Origin of the sequence: Lactobacillus sp. ESL0259 (assembly GCF_003693045.1) — a bacterium.
GTDB lineage: Bacteria > Bacillota > Bacilli > Lactobacillales > Lactobacillaceae > Lactobacillus > Lactobacillus melliventris.
The window spans coordinates 87,048-107,375 of record NZ_REHP01000003.1; the positions used below are offsets into that span (position 1 = coordinate 87,048).

Below are 20,328 nucleotides of genomic sequence, written 5' to 3' on the forward strand. Positions count from 1 at the left end.
GCAGTTAAGCCCTAGTTTGCGTGTCAATGATTGGGGTTTAACTAATTAATAATTTGAGCCTCATTCATTGAATTGAATGAGGCTTTTTGGTTGGCATTTTAATTAATTTTAGAGAGTAAAGGAACTAAAAGATGGATAATATTAGTGGTATTAAAAAAGTAATGAGTGTTGTTGTTACTGGTGTGGCGGCTTTCATGCTGGCAGGCTGTACTGTAGCAAAAAGTAGTGGCAGTACTGGTACTAAACAGGATAATAAAACTGTCAAGGTTGGCGTTAACATGGAATTGTCTGGAGCTGCTGCTGGTTATGGCAATGCTCAAAAGCAGGGAATTGAACTAGCCGTTAGTGAAATTAATAAAAAAGGCGGCATTGACGTTAACGGTCAAAAGAAGAAAATTAAGCTCATTGTGCGTGATAATAAAACAGCAATTGCTACGTCTGCTTCTGTTGCAGCCCAACTAACTAATAAAGATAAAGTTGCGGCAATCGTGGGACCGGCCACTACCAATGCGGGTACAGCCGAAATACCTAATATTACTAAAGCAAAAGTGCCAAGTGTCAGTCCTTCAGCGACGGATCCGAATTACACTTTACAAAAGAATGGCAAAGTACAGCCATTTGTTTTTAGAGCATGCTACCAAAATAACTTTCAAGGTAGCAGTGCTGCCAAGTTTGTAATGAATAACGTTAAGGCAAAAAGAGTAGCCGTTTACAGTGATAACTCAAGTGATTACGGCAATGGTCTGGCTAAAGCATTTAAGAAAGCATATAAAGGTAAAATTGTTGATAGTCAAACTTTTTCAGAAGGTGACAAGGACTTTAACGCTGTTTTAACTTCATTTAAAGCAAAGAAGGTTGATGCTATTTATGTTCCTGGTTATTACACTGAAGTGGGTTTAATCATTAAACAAGCACGTCAAATCGGAATTAAAGTGCCAATTATTGGCAGCGATGGCATGGCTGATCCGAAACTGGCTCAGATAGCTGGAGCTAAAAACGCAAGCGGAATCTACTACACAACACCATTTTCAACTCAAGTAGCTGCTAAAGATCCGACAGCTTCTAAATTTATGCAGAATTTTAAGAAGCGTTACCATGAAGAAGCACCAACCTTTTCAGCTTTAGCTTATGATGCTGTATATATGATCAAGGAAGCAATCGAAAATGAAAAATCTGATGATTCAGCCAAAATTGCTAAAGGGTTAAGCAATATTCAAAACTTCATTGGCGTAACTGGCAAAATTAATGTTGATAAAAATCATAATCCTGAAAAGCCACTAGCAGTAGAGGAATTAATCAACGGTAAAGTAGGAAAAACTTTTAAAACTGAATAATTTTGTTAAAAAATAATAAAAGGCCCACATTTGTGATGTGAGCCTTTTTGTTTTCAAAATATTAACCCTATGGAAATTAGTAATTCAAACTTAAAACCTGGTATTTTCAATAATCGTATAATCTCGTTGATCGTATCGGTTGCGACTAATCGAATATTCAATAGGTTTGCCATTAGTTAACCAGACAATTTGTTCCAGTTCAAGCATAGGGTCATCTTTTTTGGCGGCCAGATATTTCTGATCATATTCATCAGACTTAGTAGCTTTGATTTTGCGATACGCATGACCAAATTTTAGCTTTAATTTTTGGTGGATGTAGTTATATATGGATGAATGCAAAATATCAGTATTTAAGTTGGGAACTAAATTGACTGGCATATAAGTATGCTCAATGACAAGAGGATTATCATCTACAAGTCTTAGGCGAATGATATTATAAACCGGTTCAGAGCTAGTTAAATTAAGGTTTTTTTGAATTTGTTTATTAGGAAAACCAACAGAGAACTTAATAATTTTACTTTTAATATTATCTGCTTTCATCAATTCCATTAAGCCGGTAAACACATTGGCCGGAGAATCAATTTTACTGCGAATAGGGATAGCACTCGATACAAAAGTGCCTAAACCAGACTGCTTATAAATTATCCCTTTTCTCTCCAAGCCGTCTAAAGCTTTTTTGACGGTTAATCGACTAACTCCTAGTTCATTAGCCAAAGCTTGTTGATTAGGTAATAAATCCCCAGCTTGATAGGTACCAGCTTTAATTCTACTAACAATAGTTTGAACAACAGCTAAATATTTTGCCTTTGCCATCCTTTAGTCACCACTATTCTTAAAATTTTTTGATTTTTATCATAAAAAAGATGTCACATTTAATTTTAGCATTATTTGTGACATCTTTTTACTTATTTATTTGTTACTTGTTCTTGTTCTTGCATTAATAACATTTTATCGTACTTCTTTGCAAACGGCCAATAGACGGCTGTCGAAATTAGTAATGTGCAGGCCTGCCAAATTGCCATTTTCCACCCGCCTATTAAGAATCCGGAAATAACTGCCGGTGTTGTCCACGGTGCCGCTACTCCGTTAAGAGGAGGTACAATTCCCAATTTGATTACGAAATATGTTGAAGCTGCCACTATTACTGGCGTTAAGAAAAATGGCACAGCCAGCATAGGATTCATCACGATTGGTATACCAAACAAAAATGGTTCATTAATATTAAAAATACCAGGAACTAGTTCCAGTTTACCAATTGATTTTAGTTGTTCAGATCTTGCTGCTACTAAACAAAATACGATCAAGCCAATTGTTATTCCTGAACCGGTCAGGTTAATGAAATTGTTATAAAACTCATTGGTAACAATGTGGGCACCATTGGCAAATGTCAATTTTCCTGCCGCAAATAGTCGAGCATTGTCAGCAGTATTGGCTTGTAGCATTGGTGCAACTAAAGAACCCATGATTAAGCCACCATGAACTCCAAAGAACCAGAAGAACGGAACTAAAAATCCGATTGCCAGCGCTCCACCAAATGAGTCTGATATTCCTTGCAGTGGGATTTGTAATGTGTTGTAAATCCAGTTCAAAAAGTCGGTGTGTGCAAATGAACTAAAGCCAGCAAAAATTAACATTGCTCCAATGAGAATAATCCCAGCTGGAATCATTGCAGTAAACTGATTGGATACTGCGGGTGGGACAGATTCGGGCATCTTGATAGTCCAGCCGGCTTTCATAATTTTGCTGTAAATCCAGCCAACAAGTAATCCGATAATGATAGCGGCAATCATCCCGTCGCCACCGAGCCATTTGGTATTAATAACGCCAGTAACCGGTGACTGCAAAAATGCTTGTAAAGCATGTGGTAATTTGTCAATGTTTTCAGTAACGGCCTTACCAGTCATGATTGTAGTATTACCATTAGTAATTCCGCCAGCCAAAGCAGCTTTGAGGGGATTATCTATACTTAAATTCTGTAACATGATAAATACAGCTGCAGAAGTTAAGGCCGGTGCTAAAGGTTCAAACTTTTCGTTTTTAACGTAGACATAAGCTATACCAATAGCTGCCCATAAACCCATCAACTGGAAAGTAGTGTTATTTGCCTGGGCAAAGAAAGCACCCCAGCCTGACGCATTAATTGCATTAGCAACTGCAGGAATTGGAATATTGCCGAGAATTAAAAATATCGACCCAATAATGATAAACGGTAGTGAATAGACCATACCATTTTGTAAGGCAACTATTGCTTTAGTGTTAACGAATTTCATTATTGGAGGCAATATCTTTTTGTTAATAAAGGCACTGAAACCTGATTTTTCTTGATTAGCCATTATAATTCATCTCCATTATTTTTAAATGTTTTTTGAAACCAATAAAATGATTTTTTGGGTATTCTTTTTAAATCTTTTATATCATGATTTGATCTATTGACGTAAACCGCCCCGTAACGCTTTTCCATATCGCCCTGAGAGCTGGGAATATCTATTAACCCCCAGCCTAAATACCCTAAAACTTGAGCACCATCTAAAAAAATTGCATCTTTCATAGCTTTGATGTGCTCTTTGTGATAGTCAATACGCTGATCATCCTGAATCATGTGTTGCCCATCCCACTTTTCTCTCTGGCCAATGCCATTTTCTATAGGAAAAATCGGGATATGGTAGTGATTGTACATAGTAGTGATCGCATTTCTAAAACCAAGGGGGTCGATTGTCCAGCCCCATTCATTCGTCTTAACGTATTTTGCCGGTACACCACCTTGTAATAAGTAGCGGTTAGGTGCTTCGCCTTTTGGAAGATGATCACTTGACAACACCCATGAAGAATAATAAGAAAAAGCGAGAAAATCAGCTTGTGCCTTTTTCATATCAGCTATGTCTTCTTCAGTTATGTCCATATTAATGTCATTATTTTTAGCATATTGTAGGACTTCTGGGGAGTACCCCCGACCCGTATCAGCATCATAAATATTAAAATTTAAAAATTCTTGCACTTGTTTAGCTGCCCAAACATCTTCGGGCTTGCTGGTCTGCGGGTAAATTTGTTGGTAGGCTAACATACCGCCAATCTTGACATCAGTAAAGTTTTCATGAATGTAGTTGGATAATTTTATGTGACACATCATTGTATGATGAAAAATGGTATACATGTCAGATAAGCTTTTATCGCCATTTTGGTATCCAGAAATATTGAAGGCTTGGTCTTGGAAATATAAGTTATGTTCATTGAATACAATCCAATATTTAACGCGATCAGAGAAATGATCAATCATTTTTTTGCCAAATCTGATAAAAGCATTAACAACGTGTTTTGAAATAAAACCATTGTATGCTTGAGCTAATTTAAGCGGCATATCAAAATGATAGAGACAGACCATTGGCTCAATTCCGCGCTCAAGCATAGCGTCAATTAAATGATCATAAAATTCTATGCCTTTCTCATTAAATGGACCATCTCCGTTTGGACAAACCCGTGACCATGAAATTTGAATACGATACATATTCATATTCATTTCTTTCATGATATCGAGGTCTTCTTTATATCTATGGTATTCATCGATTGCTACATGCCAGTCTGACGTGTTGGCAGAAGGCTGGCGAATATCATAGACTGATAAACCTTTTCCATCTTCGTTCCAAGCACCTTCAGTTTGCATACTTGAAACAGAATTTCCCCAAAAAAAGCTTTTTGGCAACTTTCTTTGTTCTTTCATTCAGTCGCACTCCTTTTATGCAAGTGTTTACAAATTACACATAAAGTATATATTTTTAAAATAATAAAATCAATATTTTATTTATAAAAATATATACTTAAAAGTAAAATAAAAAATACTTCGAAAAAATTTCGAAGTATTAAATAGAAGTTATTAAAGCTTTTGTGCTACTACTGAAAAAATTAATGGCACTTGTGGTAAATTTGTTGGCTGTATCCAGCCTTCTTGGTCTTTATCATAGATTAATGAAGGTAAAGACTGCCAATCACTAACCTGATGTTCTCCGACATTTTTAATAGTCAAACCGGCATTAATTAATGTATTAATAATTTCTGCAAAATCATGCGCCCAATTATGATTAGTTTGATGTTTAATTTTTCCAGTAGAATTTGGGGTATATGAAGCATCTGATTCATAGGTATTTTCAGTGCCACTAAAGTAATTAAACTTAATTTCCAGTCCAGCATTATCCAGTGCAAACAGTAGTGGATGATTATCGCGAATCATAAAAATACCACCGGGCGCTAACAATTGCGCAATTGATTGTGCCCAAGACTTTAGTTCCGGTAGCCAGGTAATCGTACCGGCACTGGTTACGATTATATCAAATTTACCTGTTTTTTCTGGTAAAGCTTTTGTGGCATAACGGGCGTCACCTTCTACATAGGTGATTGGAGTATTAGCCTCATTAGCTAGCTTGCGAGCATATTTTAAAGCTACAGGTGAAAAGTCAAGGCCATATACATCTTTAGCACCTAGACGTGCCCAGCTAAGAGTATCATCACCAATGTGGCATTGCAGATGAAGTAGTCGTTTGTTTTTAACCGTATTATGAGATAAGTATGGCTTGAGTACGGCGAAGTCACGCTTAACAGTTGTAGTAACAGCACTTTTATCTTTAACAAACTGAGTGAGATCGCCATAGCCACCATTTGCATGTACAACAGCACGGTCATTCCAGTTGTTTAAATTGTCAGTGATTTCCGAGTGCTCATTTTCTAATTGCATAAATTTTCTCCTATAATTAAAGAAAATACTACAGTTTCAGTTTGTCATATGAAACAATTTTCATTTCTTTATCCGTCATATTCATTATGGTAATTGAAGCGTTACGAGGCCGCTTTTTAATTTCAAAATCTCCGTAGCGATCAGCAATGCTGTGGATGGTAAAGCCATGAGTAACAAGTAAGATGTTTTCTGCGCCATCTAACTGGCTGATTAATTTAAACCCCTTATCTAGTCTTTGCCAATACTCATGGGCATTCTCAGCGTCATGAAACGGATCGGCTTCTTTAATCCAATCTTTAACAGTGTCTAGTGATTCGTTTTTAAGCATTTCTGTGTGGCTCGTGTAGCCATGAGGGCCACTAATCATTTGCCAGGCAGCATCCGAATCCATACCTTCAAAATAGCCGTAAAAATGCTCACGGAAAAATGGGGTGGCAATGTGCTGAATTTCATCATGATTAATGTTGTGCTTAATAATAATATCGCAAGTATCACTTGCTCTCTTAAGATCACTTGACAAGGCAATATCAAAAGGAATGTCTTTCAAAACTTTTCCCACTTGTTCTGCGCCTGCTATTCCTTTTTCTGTTAGTGGTGTGTCACACCAGCCCTGCATTTTGTTATAGCGATTAATATAGGTTTCACCGTGACGCACAATATATATTCTTTTCATTTTACTCCTCGCAAATTTTTAACTTATTTCCCGTATAATTTTTCAACCTTGGCAACATCAACGGGTTCAATTGAGTAGAGCGAACCAGTTGGATACATTACCGAAACGCCGTTATTATGTTTAAGACCTATTGCATGTCCCAATTCATGTTCAACGGTATTAAGAATGCGTTGATACGTATAATTATATGGTGAGAAATTTTGTAAATAATAAATATTTAGCCTGGTTAAAGCAGAGTACATAATCCCGGTTTTAACGTAATAATGAAAGGTAGTATAACCGGCATAGTTCGTGTTGGGACTGTAAATCTGCTCTATCACAATCTTAGCATTTTTCTTGCTTTTAGCTTGGGTAAAAGTAAAGGCTTTAGTATCATTCCATGCTTTAATCGCGTCATTAGTAGCGGAAATCAGTTCTTGATTATCATTAAGATCAATGTAGACCGAAGCTGTGGGCTTTTTCCAGCGCCAAGAAGTTGCAACAGCGTCATGCTTCTTTTTGCTTTTTTTGCTTTTTTTCTTTTTGGCCTTTTTGGCATAAACAGTCTGCGAAGACCAGTTAGTTAAAGGGTTATCAGCAACGGGAGTTATTGCACTTCCAATTGTCAGAATTGCAACTAGTGCACACGCTAATTTAGAGAAAAAATGACGAAAATTTTTCATACTTTAATCACTCCATTATCTTACATTATATAAGAAAAATGGTGAAAGTATCATATTTTACTAACTTTAGCATATTAAATTATAGTCATAAACTGCCTAAATTATCTTAATTGCCCCTATTTTACTGGTTAAAAAATAAGTGCAGGATTTTAATATAAACCGATTTCATGGTAAAATAGAAGGCAAGTTTTGAAAAAATAGGTGAGTTTATGACAAAAGCGATGGATGATAAAGAATTTGAGCAAAAACATCTCGACCGGATTTTGAAAATGATTAGAGCTAAAAAGTCCGAGTTGTCTTCGTCAATTAAGTCCGCTGAAGGTGAGGCCCAAGATCTTAATTCACACTTTTTTGATGATGTAAAACTAGATTATGACGGTTATTCAACGTCAATGGAAACTGCATTGTCTATTCACCAACAGCAGCAACTGCTTGATGAACGTCAAAATGCCTGGCAGCATGCCGCAAAGCAACTGAGTACAGTGCAAAAGTTAGAACAAAGGCCATATTTTGCCAGAGTAGATTTTAAAGAGAACAAGGAGAAGCCAGAGACTATTTATATTGGTTTGGGCTCCTTTGCTGATAAAAATAACCATTTTCTGATTTATGATTGGCGGGCACCAATTTCTTCAATTTATTATGATGGGAAAATTGGGAAAGTTTCTTATATGTCACCTGAAGGTGAAATTACCGTTGATATGACTAAAAAGCGGCAGTTCATGATTAAGGATGGCAAGATCGTTAATATGTTTGATACCAATGAATCCATTGGCGATCAAATGTTGCTGGAAGTTTTGGGTGAAAAATCCGGCACCCAGATGAAATCAATTGTCACGACTATTCAGCGTGAGCAGAATAAGATCATTAGAAATACCAGTGCCGACTTGCTTTTTGTTCAAGGTGCAGCTGGTTCTGGTAAAACTTCTGCCATCTTGCAAAGAATAGCTTACCTGCTTTATCGCTATCGGGGCAACCTCACTAGTAGTGATGTCATTATGTTCAGTCCAAACCAATTGTTTAACGATTACATCAAGAATGTTTTACCTGAAATGGGTGAACAAAACATGGTGCAAATGACCTATTGGCAGTTTGTGGCGAGGAGACTGCCAGGAATGACAGTCGAAAACTTGTTTGATCAATTTGAAGATAGCGCAGCTGATTCTGCTATCAGCCAGTTTAAGGACTCTACCAACTTCTTTAATTTATTACATCATTATGCTAAGCACCTTAATAATCGGGGGGTAATTTTTAAAAATATTTACTTCCGCAATAAAAAGAAGCCATTTTTTACGAAAGAAAAAATCAGTGAACTCTACTATTCATTTAATTCCAACTATAATTTAAGCAACAGAATTGACGCTACACGTGAGGAATTAATTAAGTCACTTAATCGTAAAATTAATGGTGAAACTAAAAAGGCGTGGGTATCGGATGCAATTCAAAACCTCAGCCAGGAACAATTGAATGCTTTGTATGATCGACCGGACCAAGAATTTGAATCTGAAGAAAAAGAAGAAAAATTCCTCAGCCGTAAAATCGTGGTCAAAGCACTGGAAAAAGTTTTCCAGCAAATAAGACGCAATAATTTTATTAACATGCGTGCCCAATATCTGAGCTTTTTACGTGCAGTTCCTAAAATGATTGATTTAGCTAAATGGCAAATTAGCGAAAAAGACTGGGAAAAACATGTTGAAGATGTCAAGCAAAGCTTTATGAAACATTATATTCACATGAATGATGTTTCAGCGTATTTGTATCTTTATGATCTAATTACGGGTCGTCACGTGGATTATGAAATGCGCTATGCTTTTATTGATGAAATTCAAGATTATACCCCGTTTCAACTTTGTTATCTCAAGTATAATTTTCCCCGCGCCAAATTTACGATGCTGGGTGACTTAAATCAGGCTATTTTTACTAAAGACGAAAGCAGGAGCCTGCTTAAGCAGATTAGTGGTCTGTTTGATCCTGAAAAAACTGATGTGGTGCAATTAACCAAATCATATCGCTCAACCAAGCAACTGACAGAATTTACCAAACAAATTTTGCGGCAAGGCGAAAAAATTGAATCATTTAACCGTCAAGGACCTAAACCAGTTCTGTGGGGGCGGTCCAATAATACTGCTGCTATGCAGGTACTAGAACAAATTTTAAGTGAAAATGATCAAACCAAATTGACAACGGCGATCATCACCAAAGATTTAGTCAGCGCGAAAATTGTAGCGCAGCAACTAAAAGAGGATAGGGTGAAGGCAACGCTAATTGCTACTGCCAATCAACGTTTGGTAGATGGTACTCTTGTCATCCCGTCATATTTGGCTAAGGGTCTGGAATTTGACGCAGTCATTATGTGGGCTGCTTCGAAAGAAAATTATCATCGCATTGATGAAACACAACTTGTCTACACAATTACTTCTCGTGCAATGTACAAGCTTGATATTATTTATGCAAACGAAAAGAGTCCACTTCTTGAAGTAGACCCGGAAACGTATATAGAAAAATAGGTGATTCTATGACTGAAAGTGAAAAATTTACGTTTAAAACAGTTGCGCAAATGACAGGGCGGGAAATGTTTTGCGTTGCTCGTTTGCGGATAGATACATTTGTAACGGAACAGGAAATTACTGTACCCGAGCTGGATGACGAAGATTTGGACGCTATTCAAGTCTATTTACTGAATGATCAAAAAACAAACGCTCTGGCTGTTTGCCGCATTTTTGAAGAAAAAGACAAGTGGCTGGTAGGCAGAGTAGCAGTTGCTACAGCAGCCCGCGGGCAAAAACTGGGTGCCAAAATGATGACTCAGGTTCACGAATACTTGCGTAAACAAGGGGTTAATCGCCTTTATTGTCATGCACAATGGCAGGCTAAACCCTTCTACGACTTTTTAGGCTACCATACTAAAGGTGAGCCTTTTACAGAAGCTGACATTAAGCATGTAATGATGTATAAGGATTTATAAGATGAAAACTTGCACTATAATTGTGCAAGTTTTTGTTTAATTGCCGCTACTACCAGGTTAATTAAGATTTGATTTCCTGCAGCTGTAAGATGCTGTCCATCTTCTTGGTAATATGAAGATAAATTTTTTAACTGACAAAAATTAGCGATCAAGTTAATGAAAGGAATGTTATATTTGCGGGCACAATCTATAGCGATTTGATTATAAATTGTCATATTTTGGTGATTGTAGTATTGCATAATATACTTATTATTAGGATCCTCATAAGCAGGACCTACAATAATCATTTTCGAAGCACCAATACTTTTAACCATGTCGTTAAGATTGGCGGCATACTCAGCACTACTGATTCCCCAACCAGTAGACATGTCGTTTGTACCATATTCAAGGACCACTATGTCAGAATCTGTTGGAATTAAGTTTAAACGCTGCTTGCCTTGAGCTGTTGTAGCACCACTTAAGGATAAGTTGCTAATTTGAGCTTGACCAACAAATTCTTTTTGCACTCCAGTAGTTACTATTTTAGTATCATGACCAGCACGATAACCATTAAACAGGGAGTCACCAAATAAGATTATTTTTTTCATAGTTTTGCCTTTCTGTATGATTAAGGAAATTAATTAAAGAACTTTATGTTTTTATTTTACTATATTATAAGAATTAAAATTCAAGGATATCTAGGATGAAAAATTATTTACAGTTTAATAGAGAAGAATGGCAGTCATTGTCTGCCACTGAACCGGTTAAAATAACTCAAGATGAATTGGCTAAGATTAAATCTTTAGGAGATATTATCAATTTAACTGATGTGCAAGAGGTATACGGCAGTTTAATCAAATATCTTTATTTAGTCTATCAAGAAAAGCGGGCTTTGCAGCAAAAGCAAGGCAATTTTTTACACCAAAAAGTTGCAAGCGCCCCCTTTATTATTGGTATTTCAGGTTCTGTAGCAGTGGGGAAATCAACTACTGCACGGCTTTTGCAAATATTACTTAGTCGTTCATATCCAGGTTTAAAAGTGCACTTAATGACTACAGATGGTTTTATTTATTCCAATCAAGAATTAACCAGGCGCAATTTAACCGACCGCAAAGGTTTTCCCGAAAGTTATAATATGAACTTGCTGATTAATTTTTTACAAGATGTCTTAAGTGGCAAGAAAGACATTGTTTACCCACTATATTCTCAGGAGTTAAGTGATATTGTTCCCGGAAAATATGGACACGTATGTGAGCCTGATATTTTAATTATTGAGGGAATTAACACGTTGCAACTGCCTACCAATGGTCAAATTGTAACCAGCGACTTTTTCGATTTTTCGATTTATATTGATGCACCAGAAGACCTGATTGAAAAATGGTTCATGCAGCGTTTTGTCAGACTGATGGAGCTCAATAAAAATAATCCACATAACTTTTATTATGAAATGGCTAATGGGCCACGGGATGAAGCTCTTAGGTTTGCACAAGAAACTTGGCAAATGGTAAATTTGGTTAATTTGCGGGAATATATTGCCCCTACCAAGCCGCGTGCCAGTTTGATTTTGCATAAAACTGCTGGCCATGTTATTGACAAAATTTATCTCAAACAAATCTAACATGTAGCGGGGATAACTTTAACTTATAGTAGGCTTTAGAATTATGATATTGAGAGATAACAGGAGGAATAGATGTTACTGTTAAACCGAAATGATATTGAAAAATGTTATTCATTAAAAGATTGTATTGCTGCGGTCAGTGACGCTTTTCGTTACTTCTCTGCCGGTAAAGTGGATGTACCATTAAGAACTCAAATTCTTAAGCAAAATGGTAAGGATACTTTCTTATGTATGCCCGCTTTTTGTGAAGATTACGAAGCTGCTTGCGTGAAGGTATTGAATATGTTTCCTGAAAATATTAGTCAGGGATTACCATCTATTAATGCCCAAGTCTTAAATATTGATGCCCAAACCGGTGTAGTTAATGCTATATTAGACGGTAATTATGTAACCCAATTACGCACCGGCTCTGCTGCAGGAGTTGCACTCAAGTACTTGGCGAAAAAGAATTGCAGGAAGGGTGCCTTAATTGGAACAGGCGGACAGGCTGCAACTCAGCTTGAGGCTATGCTGATTGTGCGTCACTTAGATGAGGTGGCCGTGAGTGACCTTGATTTTGAACGTGCTCAAAAGTTTGCTGTGAAAATGCAAAAGGACTTGGCGCAATACCACACCAAAATCACGGCGGTTGAGACTGGGAATGAAGCAGTACAGGATGCAGATGTGGTCATATCTGTCACGTCGTCAACTAAACCAGTTTATGATGCTCACTTTATTAAGCAAGGTGCTACTATTTGCGGTGTAGGTGCCTATCAACCACAAATGGAAGAAACACCAGCAGAACTGGTTGCTAAAGCGGATAAAATTTACTTTGATTCTAAAGACGCTGTTTTGGCAGAGTCAGGTGACATAATTATTCCGTTAAATAAAGGCTTAGTTTCTGACTCTGACTTTACTGGCGAGATTGGCCAAGTCGTTAGCGGTGAAGTAACTGGACGCGAAAATGACAATGAGATAATTTTCTTTGAAACGGTTGGTATTGCGGCTCAAGACTTGCTGGCCGCAAAATCCATTTATGATAACGCTGTAAAGCAAAACGTTGGAACTCAAGTTAACATGTAAGTCTCAACTTTTTAGTTTATTTAAAATGATTGATTTTATGGTGTTGATAAAGTCCAAATTTTGCTATACTAATCATTATGAATGAGATTTATTTATTATTGATAAAAAAGTTTGCTTTACCTCCGGCGTGGTTTCCTGAAGTCAATAATTAATTTAATAAATGGATTTAAAGGAGTAAAAAATGGTACAAGCAATAAACTTAAAAAAAGGTATGGTTTTTAGTCAAGACGGCAAACTAATTCGGGTTTTGAAAGCTAACCACCATAAGCCGGGAAAGGGCAACACCGTTATGCAAATGGATTTGCGCAACGTTGAAAGTGGTGCTGTGGTTCATAAAACTATGCGCCCGACTGAGAAAGTAGATTTAGTTGATATCACTAAGAAGAACGCACAATATCTTTATAATGAGGGTGATATTTACACTTTCATGGATACAGAAACATACGAACAATATGAAGTTTCAAGTGAACAATTAGATGATGACAAACTCTATTTGATGCCTAATATTGAAGTTCAGTTGGAATTTGCCAATAACAGTAAATTGCTGGGTGTGGAATTACCGTCAACTGTAACGATGAAAGTAACTCATACTGAACCAGGCATTAAAGGTGCTACTGTTACCGGTTCTGGTAAACCTGCCACAATGGAAACTGGATTAGTAGTTCAAGTTCCCGACTTTATTAAAGAAGGGGAGGAGCTGGTTATTAATACAGCTGAAGGTTCCTATAAGTCGAGAGCTGAAGGAAGTAAATAATTACATATTTACTATTAGAATAATAAAAAGACGTAAATAAAATGTACTAAGCCCCAAAAGTTGTCTAACTTTTGGGGCCTTTTTATTACTAAATATCACCTACAGCTTTTCTGGTAGTAAGCATTGACTTTTGTAAATCAGCTTCTTCTTGCAAGCATGAAGTCAAAATATCAATTAGGTACATATTCGAAAACTGGGAATTAATAAATTTCTCGTTATTAGCAAAGCGCGGATTATATACGTGAAAAATCAGATCACTAAGTTGGGCAACAGGATTTTCTAGATAACTGGTAATCGAAACGATTTTTGCCTGATGTTTCTGCGCTAAGGTCAGTGTTTTAACGATGCAATCTGTTGTACCGCTATTTGATACAGCTAAAAAAAGATCATTACTGTTGGCAATACTAGCACGCATCTCCATCCAATTAGGATCGCTGAAACTCTGAGCATCGAAACCCATTCGCATAAGTCTCAGACCAAATGTAGCAGCAGAAACACCGGAACTACTGGAACCAATTACAATAATATGTTTTTGCTTTTTTAACAACGCAATAAACTGCTTGATTAGACTTTGATCTATCATTTGCTGAGTATTTTTAATAACTGTTTGATAAAAAGTAAAAACTTCACTTAAAATGTCATCTTTTTGTTTAGGAACAGTATTAATTAAATGATGACCAATGCTAACCTTCATGTCGGAATAACTTTGACAGCCGATTTTCTTGACGAACCTGGTAATGGTTGAAATAGAGGTTGAAGTGTGACTTGCCAGTTCAGTAATTTTCATATTATTTATTTGAGGACTGTTTTGCAAAATATAATTGGCAATAACTTTTTCATTTTTAGAAAAATTCAAATAATTTTTTTGGATTGCTATAAGTGGATTCAAAATAATTTCCTCCCAAGAAAGCCTTAAAGTTTATTGTAAGCGGATAGATTTGCTTTTTTTCATTGTACTACATTTTATTAAAAATGAAAATAATTTTCTTAAAAAATAAATTGCGAAAAATATTTTCTTGTAGTATTATCATTAATGAAAGGGGTATCAAAAGTTAATGAAAAAGCAACCATACATTTTACCGAACATTTCTATGAAACGTGATGGCGAGCAACTGATAATTAAATTGCAGAATGAAAACAATGGCCCTTATCAGCTTTTAATAGGTGATGTACCAGAACTTGAAAAAATACAAAAGGTTATAGCGGAAAGCTCTAGCGGTGATTTTACAGTTAAAATTCCACGCAAGAATTTGCCAAAATACTATATTATCAAAAACACCGCTTCTCATTTTGTGACGAATATCTTTGCTGAACGAGTTATTCCACTTGAAAATGCAATCAATATCCGAGATATGGGAGGCTACTCAGCTAAAGATGGGCGCTTTTTAAAATGGGGCATCTTGTTTCGCGGAGACCAATTATCAAAGCTTAATGACAGCGATCAACAAATATTAACGAATTATCATTTGCAGACAATTGTTGATTATCGTTCACCACATGAAAGACAATTTCATCCCAATAAATATTTACCCACAGTTTTAGAAATTCTCAATTGTGATCCACAGTCGAGTTTTTCTGAGGCTGCAGCTAATGTAGTTGATTTAAAAGGTGAAAATGAAAAATTGGTTCAGTCTCTGGAAAATGGAGAAGTTCCAGAAAAGTATATTAATGATCGGGGCGAAAACGTCATTGAAAGTTATGAAGACTTGGTAACCTCTCCGATTGCGCAAAAGTCTTACGGCAGAATGCTAAAAGCTGTTGTGCGTAGAGAAGCTTTGCCATTACTTCACCACTGCCGTGGTGGCAAAGATAGAACCGGTTTTGGCTCAATGCTGATATTGCTGCTGTTGAACATCAAAGAAGAAGATATCGTGCGCGATTACATGCTGACTAAGATTATTCGCAAAGAAAGAAACCAGTTAAAGTATGACTTGTATCATAAACTGGTTCAGAAAAAATCATATCTTGATTATTTAATGGCTATGATTGATACGCGCGAAAGTTACATTAAAGCGGCAATCAATAAAATATACGAGCTTTTTGGTACTCCTGAAAATTACTTTCAGCAACATTTTAAATTAACTATGGCAGAAATTAACAAAGCCAGAGATTTTTACTTGGAAAAGGGGAACGAAAATGGCAGATAAAAATTCCGCAGTTGCAGTGATTTTAGCTAGTCATGGCTACATGGCAAAAGAAGCACTGCGTAGCGCAGAAATGATTGTAGGTAAGCAAGATAATTGTGCTTATTTGGCTGTGACTGAAGACCTGAACTTGGATCAGGCAAAAGAAAAAATGAATCAAATGTATGATGAACTTGACACCAGTAATGGCACCATCATTATATGCGACATTTTAGGTGGCACCCCGTCAAATGTCAGTGGCACCTTTTGCTTAGAAAAAGACAACATCTTGGTGTTAAGCGGGTTGAACTTGCCAATGCTGCTAGATTTATTCACCAATCGCAATCGCAGTTTGGCTGAACTAGCAGAATCACTAGAGAAGTCCTATAACATGGGCTTTCAGAATATTTCAGATAGATTTAAAGAAGAGGAGCAAGACGAAGATGGCAGTGGAATTTTGTAGAATTGATGATCGTTTAATTCACGGACAAGTGGTAACGACTTGGCTTAATGTTAAGCAGATTGAGCAAGTGATCATTGTTGATGATAAGGTTGCCAAGGATAAAATTCAATCGAATGTTCTAAAAATGAGTGTTCCGCGCAATGTTAAATTACATATCTTTTCAACTGAGAAATTTTTAAAAATTGTCCCTCACAACCCAGTTACAAGAAGAACCATGCTTTTATTTGCCTCTCCATTTACGGTGGAAAAGATTGTTGACAGTGGTTATCAGATACCAAAATTAAATATTGGTGGCATTCGTGGCAATGATGAACGTAAACAATATACCAAAGCTGTTTTCTTAACTGATGAGGAAAAGAAATCACTGGAGAAATTGCTGGATTTAGGAGTAGATATAGAGATTCAAATGGTTCCAACAGATGGAGCAGTTAAATTAAGTGAGGTTTTACAAAAATGAAAGTCTTTATCTTAACGGCTTTGGCCTTTCTCTTAGGAATTGATAATGTCAGTACAAAGATGTTCAGGCGGCCTTTGTTAATTGCACCAATTGTGGGTATTATTCTAGGCAATTTGCAAGCTGGACTTATTATTGGCGCAACACTTGAAGTTATGTGGATGGGTATTGGTGATGTTGGTGCCTATATGGCTCCAGACATCATTACCGGTACGATGATTAGTACTTCTCTTGCAATAATGGGTAACACCAGTGGCAATATTTCAACAATGGTGGCAACTGCCATTACACTGGCTGTTCCAACTTCAATTTTGGCGCAACAACTACTTGTTTTAATCGAAACAATTAACTGTTCTCTTAACGGCTGGGCCAAACGACTAGCTGATAATGCTGATGTTAAAGGTACATTTTGGCTAACATGGCCACCTGCATTTTTATACGGTTTTGCTTGTGCATTCCCTACTTTTTTGGCCCTGCAATTTGGTGCAGGAGCAATTCAACAAGCAATAAATGACCTGCCAAAATTTATCATTAATGGCTTAAGCACGGCAGGTTCCATCATTCCTTCAGTGGGTATTGCATTATTAATGATGACAATGCTTAAAAAAGGCGAATTGTGGATGTTTATTATTTTAGGTTTCGTCTTATCTTCCTATTTAAAATTAGATATCTTACCAATTACGTTGATCGCTTTGGTGTTTGCTTTCTTATACGAAAGAGCAACTCGTGAGCCTAGTGCTAAAGCTCAAGTTTCACCAAGCACGCAATTAAATAATTCAAGCAGCGATGAAGAAGACGATGAGGAGGACTATGACCTATGAGTGAAGAAAAGTTAACTGCGCCTGAACACAAATTGAACAATAGAGATATTTGGCGCATGTTTATGCGACTCAATACTATGCGCATTACCTTAAATTATGAAACGCTGCAAGGTGTAGGATTTATGCGGGCAATCGCACCGGCTCTGGCAAAAATCTATCCTGATAAAAAAGACTTATCAGAAGCTATGAAGCGGCATTTGGTTTTCTATAATTCTCACGTTAATTTTGATGCTGTAATTTTAGGATTATCAGCCGCAATGGAGGAAACAACATCTCCTGATGAAAAAGATGGGATCAATCCATTAAAAACCGGGTTAATGGGACCTTTGGCCGGTTTAGGCGACAGTCTGATTAAATTTACATGGTTGCCAATCGTTGGTAGTATTGGTGCCTCAATTGCTTTTGGTGGCAGCATCTTTGGCCCAATTTTGATGTTTATTCTCTATAACATAATTAATATGGGAGCAAGATACTATGCTGTTTCATTTGGTTATAAAAAGGGAATTGCTTTTTTAAATAATAACGAACAAAGCGACGTCATCCAGCGTATTTCCACAATGGCTAATGTAGTTGGATTAATGGTTGTTGGTGCTCTGATTTCAACAGTTATTAAAGTCAAAACACCATTAAAAATTGTTGTTCACTCTAATGTATCTAACAAAGTTGGTGGCAATGTCATTAGCTTGCAATCGATGTTTGATAAAATTATGCCGGGTCTGTTAAGTCTACTGGTAACTGTTTTGGTTTACTACATCTTAAAGAAGACTAATGGTAAACATGCAGCAATGTTAATTATTGCAATGATGGTGGTAGTAGTTGGCTTAACCTATTTCAAGATTTTGTAATGAATAATTAGTTAAAAACTACAATATTATATAAAGAGACTGCTAAATCAACGTTTTGTTAACGCAATTTAGCAGCCTTTTAGGTTATAACCAACTGCAATACCTTACTTATTAAATTTTTTTCTAGGGCTTTTTATTGAGTTCAGAAACATTATTTTTAACTTCTTTGGGGTTAATTGGCTCTCCAAATGACAGTGTCGCAATTTTTAGTATAGCCCAAATAATTAAAGGATAGATACCTATTTTCAGTTGTCCGAATACTGAAAGGACTGTTCCTAGCCATAAGAAGCAGGAACGGACAATTTTTAGATAGTATAACTCACGATTAGTTTTGACATCTTTTTGGCTTTTGATTTTAAAATATCTAATTTGTGCTTTTGGGTTACCTGTGTTTGACTGAAGATTATTTTTATTACTTTTCATGCTTGCTTCAGTTTGATAATTCATTTTATATTGCTTATTAATAGTGCCAGAAGATGACTGGCTTTTATTAGAACTATTATTAATAAATAATTTACGAGTATCAAAAGTAGTCTTATTATAAATTGAATTATATATCTTTCTTTTAGGATGGGCCCAACCCATACCACGCTTACCATAGTTGGGAATGATAGCTCTTTTTATAGCCCTTGTCGCTCTCCCCTTTGTTCTGGCAGAGATAGATCTTTTTAAACTAGGCTTTCTAAAACCGATTTTAACCATTCTTTATTCTTCTCCCTAATCTTCCCATTTGCATAAGGTGTAGCCTTCATTAATGGCTTCTTTTAATGGCATTTGAGTAATGTTCCCATTTGCTGGTCGCAGTCCACGGCAATTAGGGTCAAAATGGTATCGTCTCCCTGAAGTTGGAGCTACGTAAACTGTCCGACTATTACGGTCATTAGCGGCAGCCGGCTTTGCTTGTGCCCTTTTTTGCGCAAGTAACTGCTTTTTTTGCTTTTGCTGTAAAGCCAATTGCCGTTTTTGCGCGCGTCTTCTTTTTTGGGCTAGTTGCCTGGCGCGTTTTTTCCGCCGTTTTTGCGCTAACTGCTTTTTCCTTAATTTTTCTTTTTTAGCTGCCAGCTTTTTGGCTTGGGCTTTTTTTCTTTCAGCGGCTAGTTTTCGCGCTTTTTCTTCTTTTCTTTTTTCTGCTGCTGCCTTTTGCTTACGGCTTTTTTCTACTTTTGCTGAGCGAGCCTCAGTGGAATGGTGTGTACTTTGTGTTTCATTGTTGCCAGGTCCGAAATTAGTAAAAACAGTGATTACTGCAATAACAAGCCAAAACCACCATTTTTTATAAAAAGGTCTTTTATACTGCATATCTTACCTCCTCAATAACACAATCAGCTATTTAATATAATCATACCTCATATAGAAATAAAATGTGTAATTTTTTATATAAATGAATACAATACGCATTATATTTGTTGTTATGAGTATTTATTCAGTAAAAAATATCGTTTTGCTTTTAACCAATACTTGTATAATAATTGTGGAGGCGAGACTATTAGTATAGGACCTTTGTCAGAATGAGTGACAGCATTTGCCGAAATTGCAGCTGTTTGTATTGCACTATTTTTGCCGGTTTATGACAAAAAGCAGGAAAAACGTAAAAAGACTCGTAATATGAAGGCTATTTTTAGGTTTTTAATTAAAAAGGCTTTAGAAGAGAAAGATACTTCAAACTTGGAATCATACTTTAAAATAAGTTATCTTAATTATTGACAGTAATGATGATAAACAAATTTATTCATTGCTGCAGCATGCAATTGAAATTCTAAATAATCAGAATATGCCGGAGGATAAAAAAAGAAAATATTGGGCAAGTATTAGAATATCTTAAATGAAAAAGCAGGGTTGAAGAGTAACAAAATCT

At 36.4% G+C, this 20,328-nt stretch carries 22 protein-coding genes; 12 read left to right on the forward strand and 10 right to left on the reverse strand.

Features of this window, described 5'->3' with window-relative positions; all coding sequences use genetic code 11:
• The first annotated feature begins 131 nt into the window (after positions 1-131).
• Positions 132-1,334 (forward strand): ABC transporter substrate-binding protein, encoded by a 1,203-nt coding sequence (locus F5ESL0259_RS01130; protein WP_370448792.1) that lies wholly within the window; start codon positions 132-134, stop codon positions 1,332-1,334.
• 90 nt (positions 1,335-1,424) lie between these two features.
• On the opposite strand, the gene F5ESL0259_RS01135 is transcribed toward F5ESL0259_RS01130, so the two are convergent.
• The 6 genes from F5ESL0259_RS01135 to F5ESL0259_RS01160 all read right to left on the reverse strand — a co-directional run bounded on the left by F5ESL0259_RS01135 (position 1,425) and on the right by F5ESL0259_RS01160 (position 7,392).
• A complete protein-coding gene (locus F5ESL0259_RS01135) occupies positions 1,425-2,147 on the reverse strand; it encodes a GntR family transcriptional regulator (RefSeq protein ID WP_122037206.1) in 723 nt (240 codons plus the stop codon).
• Between the two features lie 92 nt (positions 2,148-2,239).
• Positions 2,240-3,667: a PTS sugar transporter subunit IIC gene (locus F5ESL0259_RS01140; protein WP_046324205.1), complete on the reverse strand. Its 1,428-nt coding sequence runs from the start codon at positions 3,665-3,667 to the stop codon at positions 2,240-2,242.
• Complete coding sequence (locus F5ESL0259_RS01145) at positions 3,667-5,049, reverse strand: glycoside hydrolase family 1 protein (RefSeq protein WP_122037207.1); 1,383 nt, start codon at positions 5,047-5,049, stop codon at positions 3,667-3,669. Before F5ESL0259_RS01145 ends, F5ESL0259_RS01140 begins: the two co-directional genes overlap by 1 nt.
• Before the next feature lie 153 nt (positions 5,050-5,202).
• The gene (locus tag F5ESL0259_RS01150) at positions 5,203-6,057 is read right to left on the reverse strand and encodes a bifunctional 2-polyprenyl-6-hydroxyphenol methylase/3-demethylubiquinol 3-O-methyltransferase UbiG (protein WP_122037208.1); all 855 of its coding nucleotides are present in this window, start codon (positions 6,055-6,057) and stop codon (positions 5,203-5,205) included.
• Between the two features lie 28 nt (positions 6,058-6,085).
• Entirely contained in the window at positions 6,086-6,730 is a 645-nt protein-coding gene (locus tag F5ESL0259_RS01155) for a histidine phosphatase family protein (protein ID WP_122025572.1), read from the reverse strand.
• A gap of 23 nt (positions 6,731-6,753) precedes the next feature.
• Positions 6,754-7,392 carry a M57 family metalloprotease gene (locus F5ESL0259_RS01160; protein ID WP_122037209.1) on the reverse strand — a complete coding sequence of 213 codons (639 nt, stop codon included), beginning with the start codon at positions 7,390-7,392 and terminating at the stop codon, positions 6,754-6,756.
• Between the two features lie 209 nt (positions 7,393-7,601).
• On the opposite strand from F5ESL0259_RS01160, the gene helD reads away from it, so the two are divergent.
• Positions 7,602-9,896: an RNA polymerase recycling motor HelD gene (gene helD / locus F5ESL0259_RS01165; RefSeq protein ID WP_122037210.1), complete on the forward strand. Its 2,295-nt coding sequence runs from the start codon at positions 7,602-7,604 to the stop codon at positions 9,894-9,896.
• 8 nt (positions 9,897-9,904) lie between these two features.
• The gene (locus tag F5ESL0259_RS01170) at positions 9,905-10,354 is read left to right on the forward strand and encodes a GNAT family N-acetyltransferase (RefSeq protein WP_122037211.1); all 450 of its coding nucleotides are present in this window, start codon (positions 9,905-9,907) and stop codon (positions 10,352-10,354) included.
• Positions 10,355-10,368: 14 nt separating this feature from the next.
• Here F5ESL0259_RS01170 and F5ESL0259_RS01175 read toward each other — a convergent pair whose 3' ends face one another.
• Positions 10,369-10,941, reverse strand: coding sequence for an SGNH/GDSL hydrolase family protein (locus F5ESL0259_RS01175; RefSeq protein WP_122037212.1), 573 nt, complete (start codon positions 10,939-10,941; stop codon positions 10,369-10,371).
• Positions 10,942-11,036: 95 nt separating this feature from the next.
• On the opposite strand from F5ESL0259_RS01175, the gene coaA reads away from it, so the two are divergent.
• The 3 genes from coaA to efp all read left to right on the forward strand — a co-directional run bounded on the left by coaA (position 11,037) and on the right by efp (position 13,767).
• Entirely contained in the window at positions 11,037-11,951 is a 915-nt protein-coding gene (coaA, locus tag F5ESL0259_RS01180; protein ID WP_110445519.1) for a type I pantothenate kinase, read from the forward strand.
• A gap of 72 nt (positions 11,952-12,023) precedes the next feature.
• Complete coding sequence (locus F5ESL0259_RS01185) at positions 12,024-13,013, forward strand: ornithine cyclodeaminase family protein (protein ID WP_122037213.1); 990 nt, start codon at positions 12,024-12,026, stop codon at positions 13,011-13,013.
• 181 nt (positions 13,014-13,194) lie between these two features.
• The gene (gene efp, locus F5ESL0259_RS01190; protein WP_122037214.1) at positions 13,195-13,767 is read left to right on the forward strand and encodes an elongation factor P; all 573 of its coding nucleotides are present in this window, start codon (positions 13,195-13,197) and stop codon (positions 13,765-13,767) included.
• 88 nt (positions 13,768-13,855) lie between these two features.
• On the opposite strand, the gene F5ESL0259_RS01195 is transcribed toward efp, so the two are convergent.
• Positions 13,856-14,656, reverse strand: a complete 801-nt coding sequence (locus F5ESL0259_RS01195) for a MurR/RpiR family transcriptional regulator (RefSeq protein ID WP_122037215.1) — start codon at positions 14,654-14,656, stop codon at positions 13,856-13,858.
• 166 nt (positions 14,657-14,822) lie between these two features.
• On the opposite strand from F5ESL0259_RS01195, the gene F5ESL0259_RS01200 reads away from it, so the two are divergent.
• The 5 genes from F5ESL0259_RS01200 to F5ESL0259_RS01220 are packed head-to-tail and all read left to right on the forward strand — an operon-like array spanning position 14,823 to position 18,473.
• Positions 14,823-15,914 carry a tyrosine-protein phosphatase gene (locus tag F5ESL0259_RS01200; protein ID WP_122037216.1) on the forward strand — a complete coding sequence of 364 codons (1,092 nt, stop codon included), beginning with the start codon at positions 14,823-14,825 and terminating at the stop codon, positions 15,912-15,914.
• Entirely contained in the window at positions 15,904-16,353 is a 450-nt protein-coding gene (locus F5ESL0259_RS01205) for a PTS sugar transporter subunit IIA (RefSeq protein ID WP_122037217.1), read from the forward strand. The genes F5ESL0259_RS01200 and F5ESL0259_RS01205 overlap by 11 nt, the downstream gene beginning before the upstream one ends.
• Positions 16,334-16,810, forward strand: coding sequence for a PTS sugar transporter subunit IIB (locus tag F5ESL0259_RS01210; protein WP_122037218.1), 477 nt, complete (start codon positions 16,334-16,336; stop codon positions 16,808-16,810). Before F5ESL0259_RS01205 ends, F5ESL0259_RS01210 begins: the two co-directional genes overlap by 20 nt.
• Positions 16,807-17,628: a PTS sugar transporter subunit IIC gene (locus F5ESL0259_RS01215; protein ID WP_122037219.1), complete on the forward strand. Its 822-nt coding sequence runs from the start codon at positions 16,807-16,809 to the stop codon at positions 17,626-17,628. Before F5ESL0259_RS01210 ends, F5ESL0259_RS01215 begins: the two co-directional genes overlap by 4 nt.
• Positions 17,625-18,473: a PTS system mannose/fructose/sorbose family transporter subunit IID gene (locus tag F5ESL0259_RS01220; RefSeq protein ID WP_110445528.1), complete on the forward strand. Its 849-nt coding sequence runs from the start codon at positions 17,625-17,627 to the stop codon at positions 18,471-18,473. The genes F5ESL0259_RS01215 and F5ESL0259_RS01220 overlap by 4 nt, the downstream gene beginning before the upstream one ends.
• Positions 18,474-18,596: 123 nt before the next feature.
• Here the strand turns inward: F5ESL0259_RS01220 and F5ESL0259_RS01225 are convergent, their stop codons facing one another.
• Positions 18,597-19,175 carry a hypothetical protein gene (locus F5ESL0259_RS01225; RefSeq protein WP_122037220.1) on the reverse strand — a complete coding sequence of 193 codons (579 nt, stop codon included), beginning with the start codon at positions 19,173-19,175 and terminating at the stop codon, positions 18,597-18,599.
• 15 nt (positions 19,176-19,190) lie between these two features.
• The gene (locus F5ESL0259_RS01230) at positions 19,191-19,772 is read right to left on the reverse strand and encodes a hypothetical protein (protein WP_122037221.1); all 582 of its coding nucleotides are present in this window, start codon (positions 19,770-19,772) and stop codon (positions 19,191-19,193) included.
• A 213-nt stretch (positions 19,773-19,985) separates the two neighbouring features.
• Here F5ESL0259_RS01230 and F5ESL0259_RS01235 point away from each other — a divergent pair, with 213 nt between their 5' ends.
• A complete protein-coding gene (locus tag F5ESL0259_RS01235) occupies positions 19,986-20,177 on the forward strand; it encodes a hypothetical protein (RefSeq protein ID WP_046324220.1) in 192 nt (63 codons plus the stop codon).
• Positions 20,178-20,328 lie beyond the last annotated feature (151 nt).

Bases quoted from the DNA above. Each gene is read 5' to 3' on its own strand.
- F5ESL0259_RS01170 (WP_122037211.1), top strand. From the start codon at position 9,905: ATGACTGAAAGTGAAAAATTTACGTTTAAAACAGTTGCGCAAATGACA.
- F5ESL0259_RS01145 (WP_122037207.1), bottom strand. From the start codon at position 5,049: ATGAAAGAACAAAGAAAGTTGCCAAAAAGCTTTTTTTGGGGAAATTCT.
- F5ESL0259_RS01210 (WP_122037218.1), top strand. From the start codon at position 16,334: ATGGCAGTGGAATTTTGTAGAATTGATGATCGTTTAATTCACGGACAA.
- F5ESL0259_RS01175 (WP_122037212.1), bottom strand. From the start codon at position 10,941: ATGAAAAAAATAATCTTATTTGGTGACTCCCTGTTTAATGGTTATCGT.
- F5ESL0259_RS01130 (WP_370448792.1), top strand. From the start codon at position 132: ATGGATAATATTAGTGGTATTAAAAAAGTAATGAGTGTTGTTGTTACT.
- coaA (WP_110445519.1), top strand. From the start codon at position 11,037: ATGAAAAATTATTTACAGTTTAATAGAGAAGAATGGCAGTCATTGTCT.
- F5ESL0259_RS01215 (WP_122037219.1), top strand. From the start codon at position 16,807: ATGAAAGTCTTTATCTTAACGGCTTTGGCCTTTCTCTTAGGAATTGAT.
- F5ESL0259_RS01135 (WP_122037206.1), bottom strand. From the start codon at position 2,147: ATGGCAAAGGCAAAATATTTAGCTGTTGTTCAAACTATTGTTAGTAGA.
- F5ESL0259_RS01160 (WP_122037209.1), bottom strand. From the start codon at position 7,392: ATGAAAAATTTTCGTCATTTTTTCTCTAAATTAGCGTGTGCACTAGTT.
- F5ESL0259_RS01150 (WP_122037208.1), bottom strand. From the start codon at position 6,057: ATGCAATTAGAAAATGAGCACTCGGAAATCACTGACAATTTAAACAAC.
- F5ESL0259_RS01205 (WP_122037217.1), top strand. From the start codon at position 15,904: ATGGCAGATAAAAATTCCGCAGTTGCAGTGATTTTAGCTAGTCATGGC.
- F5ESL0259_RS01200 (WP_122037216.1), top strand. From the start codon at position 14,823: ATGAAAAAGCAACCATACATTTTACCGAACATTTCTATGAAACGTGAT.
- F5ESL0259_RS01225 (WP_122037220.1), bottom strand. From the start codon at position 19,175: ATGGTTAAAATCGGTTTTAGAAAGCCTAGTTTAAAAAGATCTATCTCT.
- F5ESL0259_RS01185 (WP_122037213.1), top strand. From the start codon at position 12,024: ATGTTACTGTTAAACCGAAATGATATTGAAAAATGTTATTCATTAAAA.
- F5ESL0259_RS01220 (WP_110445528.1), top strand. From the start codon at position 17,625: ATGAGTGAAGAAAAGTTAACTGCGCCTGAACACAAATTGAACAATAGA.
- helD (WP_122037210.1), top strand. From the start codon at position 7,602: ATGACAAAAGCGATGGATGATAAAGAATTTGAGCAAAAACATCTCGAC.
- F5ESL0259_RS01140 (WP_046324205.1), bottom strand. From the start codon at position 3,667: ATGGCTAATCAAGAAAAATCAGGTTTCAGTGCCTTTATTAACAAAAAG.
- F5ESL0259_RS01230 (WP_122037221.1), bottom strand. From the start codon at position 19,772: ATGCAGTATAAAAGACCTTTTTATAAAAAATGGTGGTTTTGGCTTGTT.
- efp (WP_122037214.1), top strand. From the start codon at position 13,195: ATGGTACAAGCAATAAACTTAAAAAAAGGTATGGTTTTTAGTCAAGAC.
- F5ESL0259_RS01155 (WP_122025572.1), bottom strand. From the start codon at position 6,730: ATGAAAAGAATATATATTGTGCGTCACGGTGAAACCTATATTAATCGC.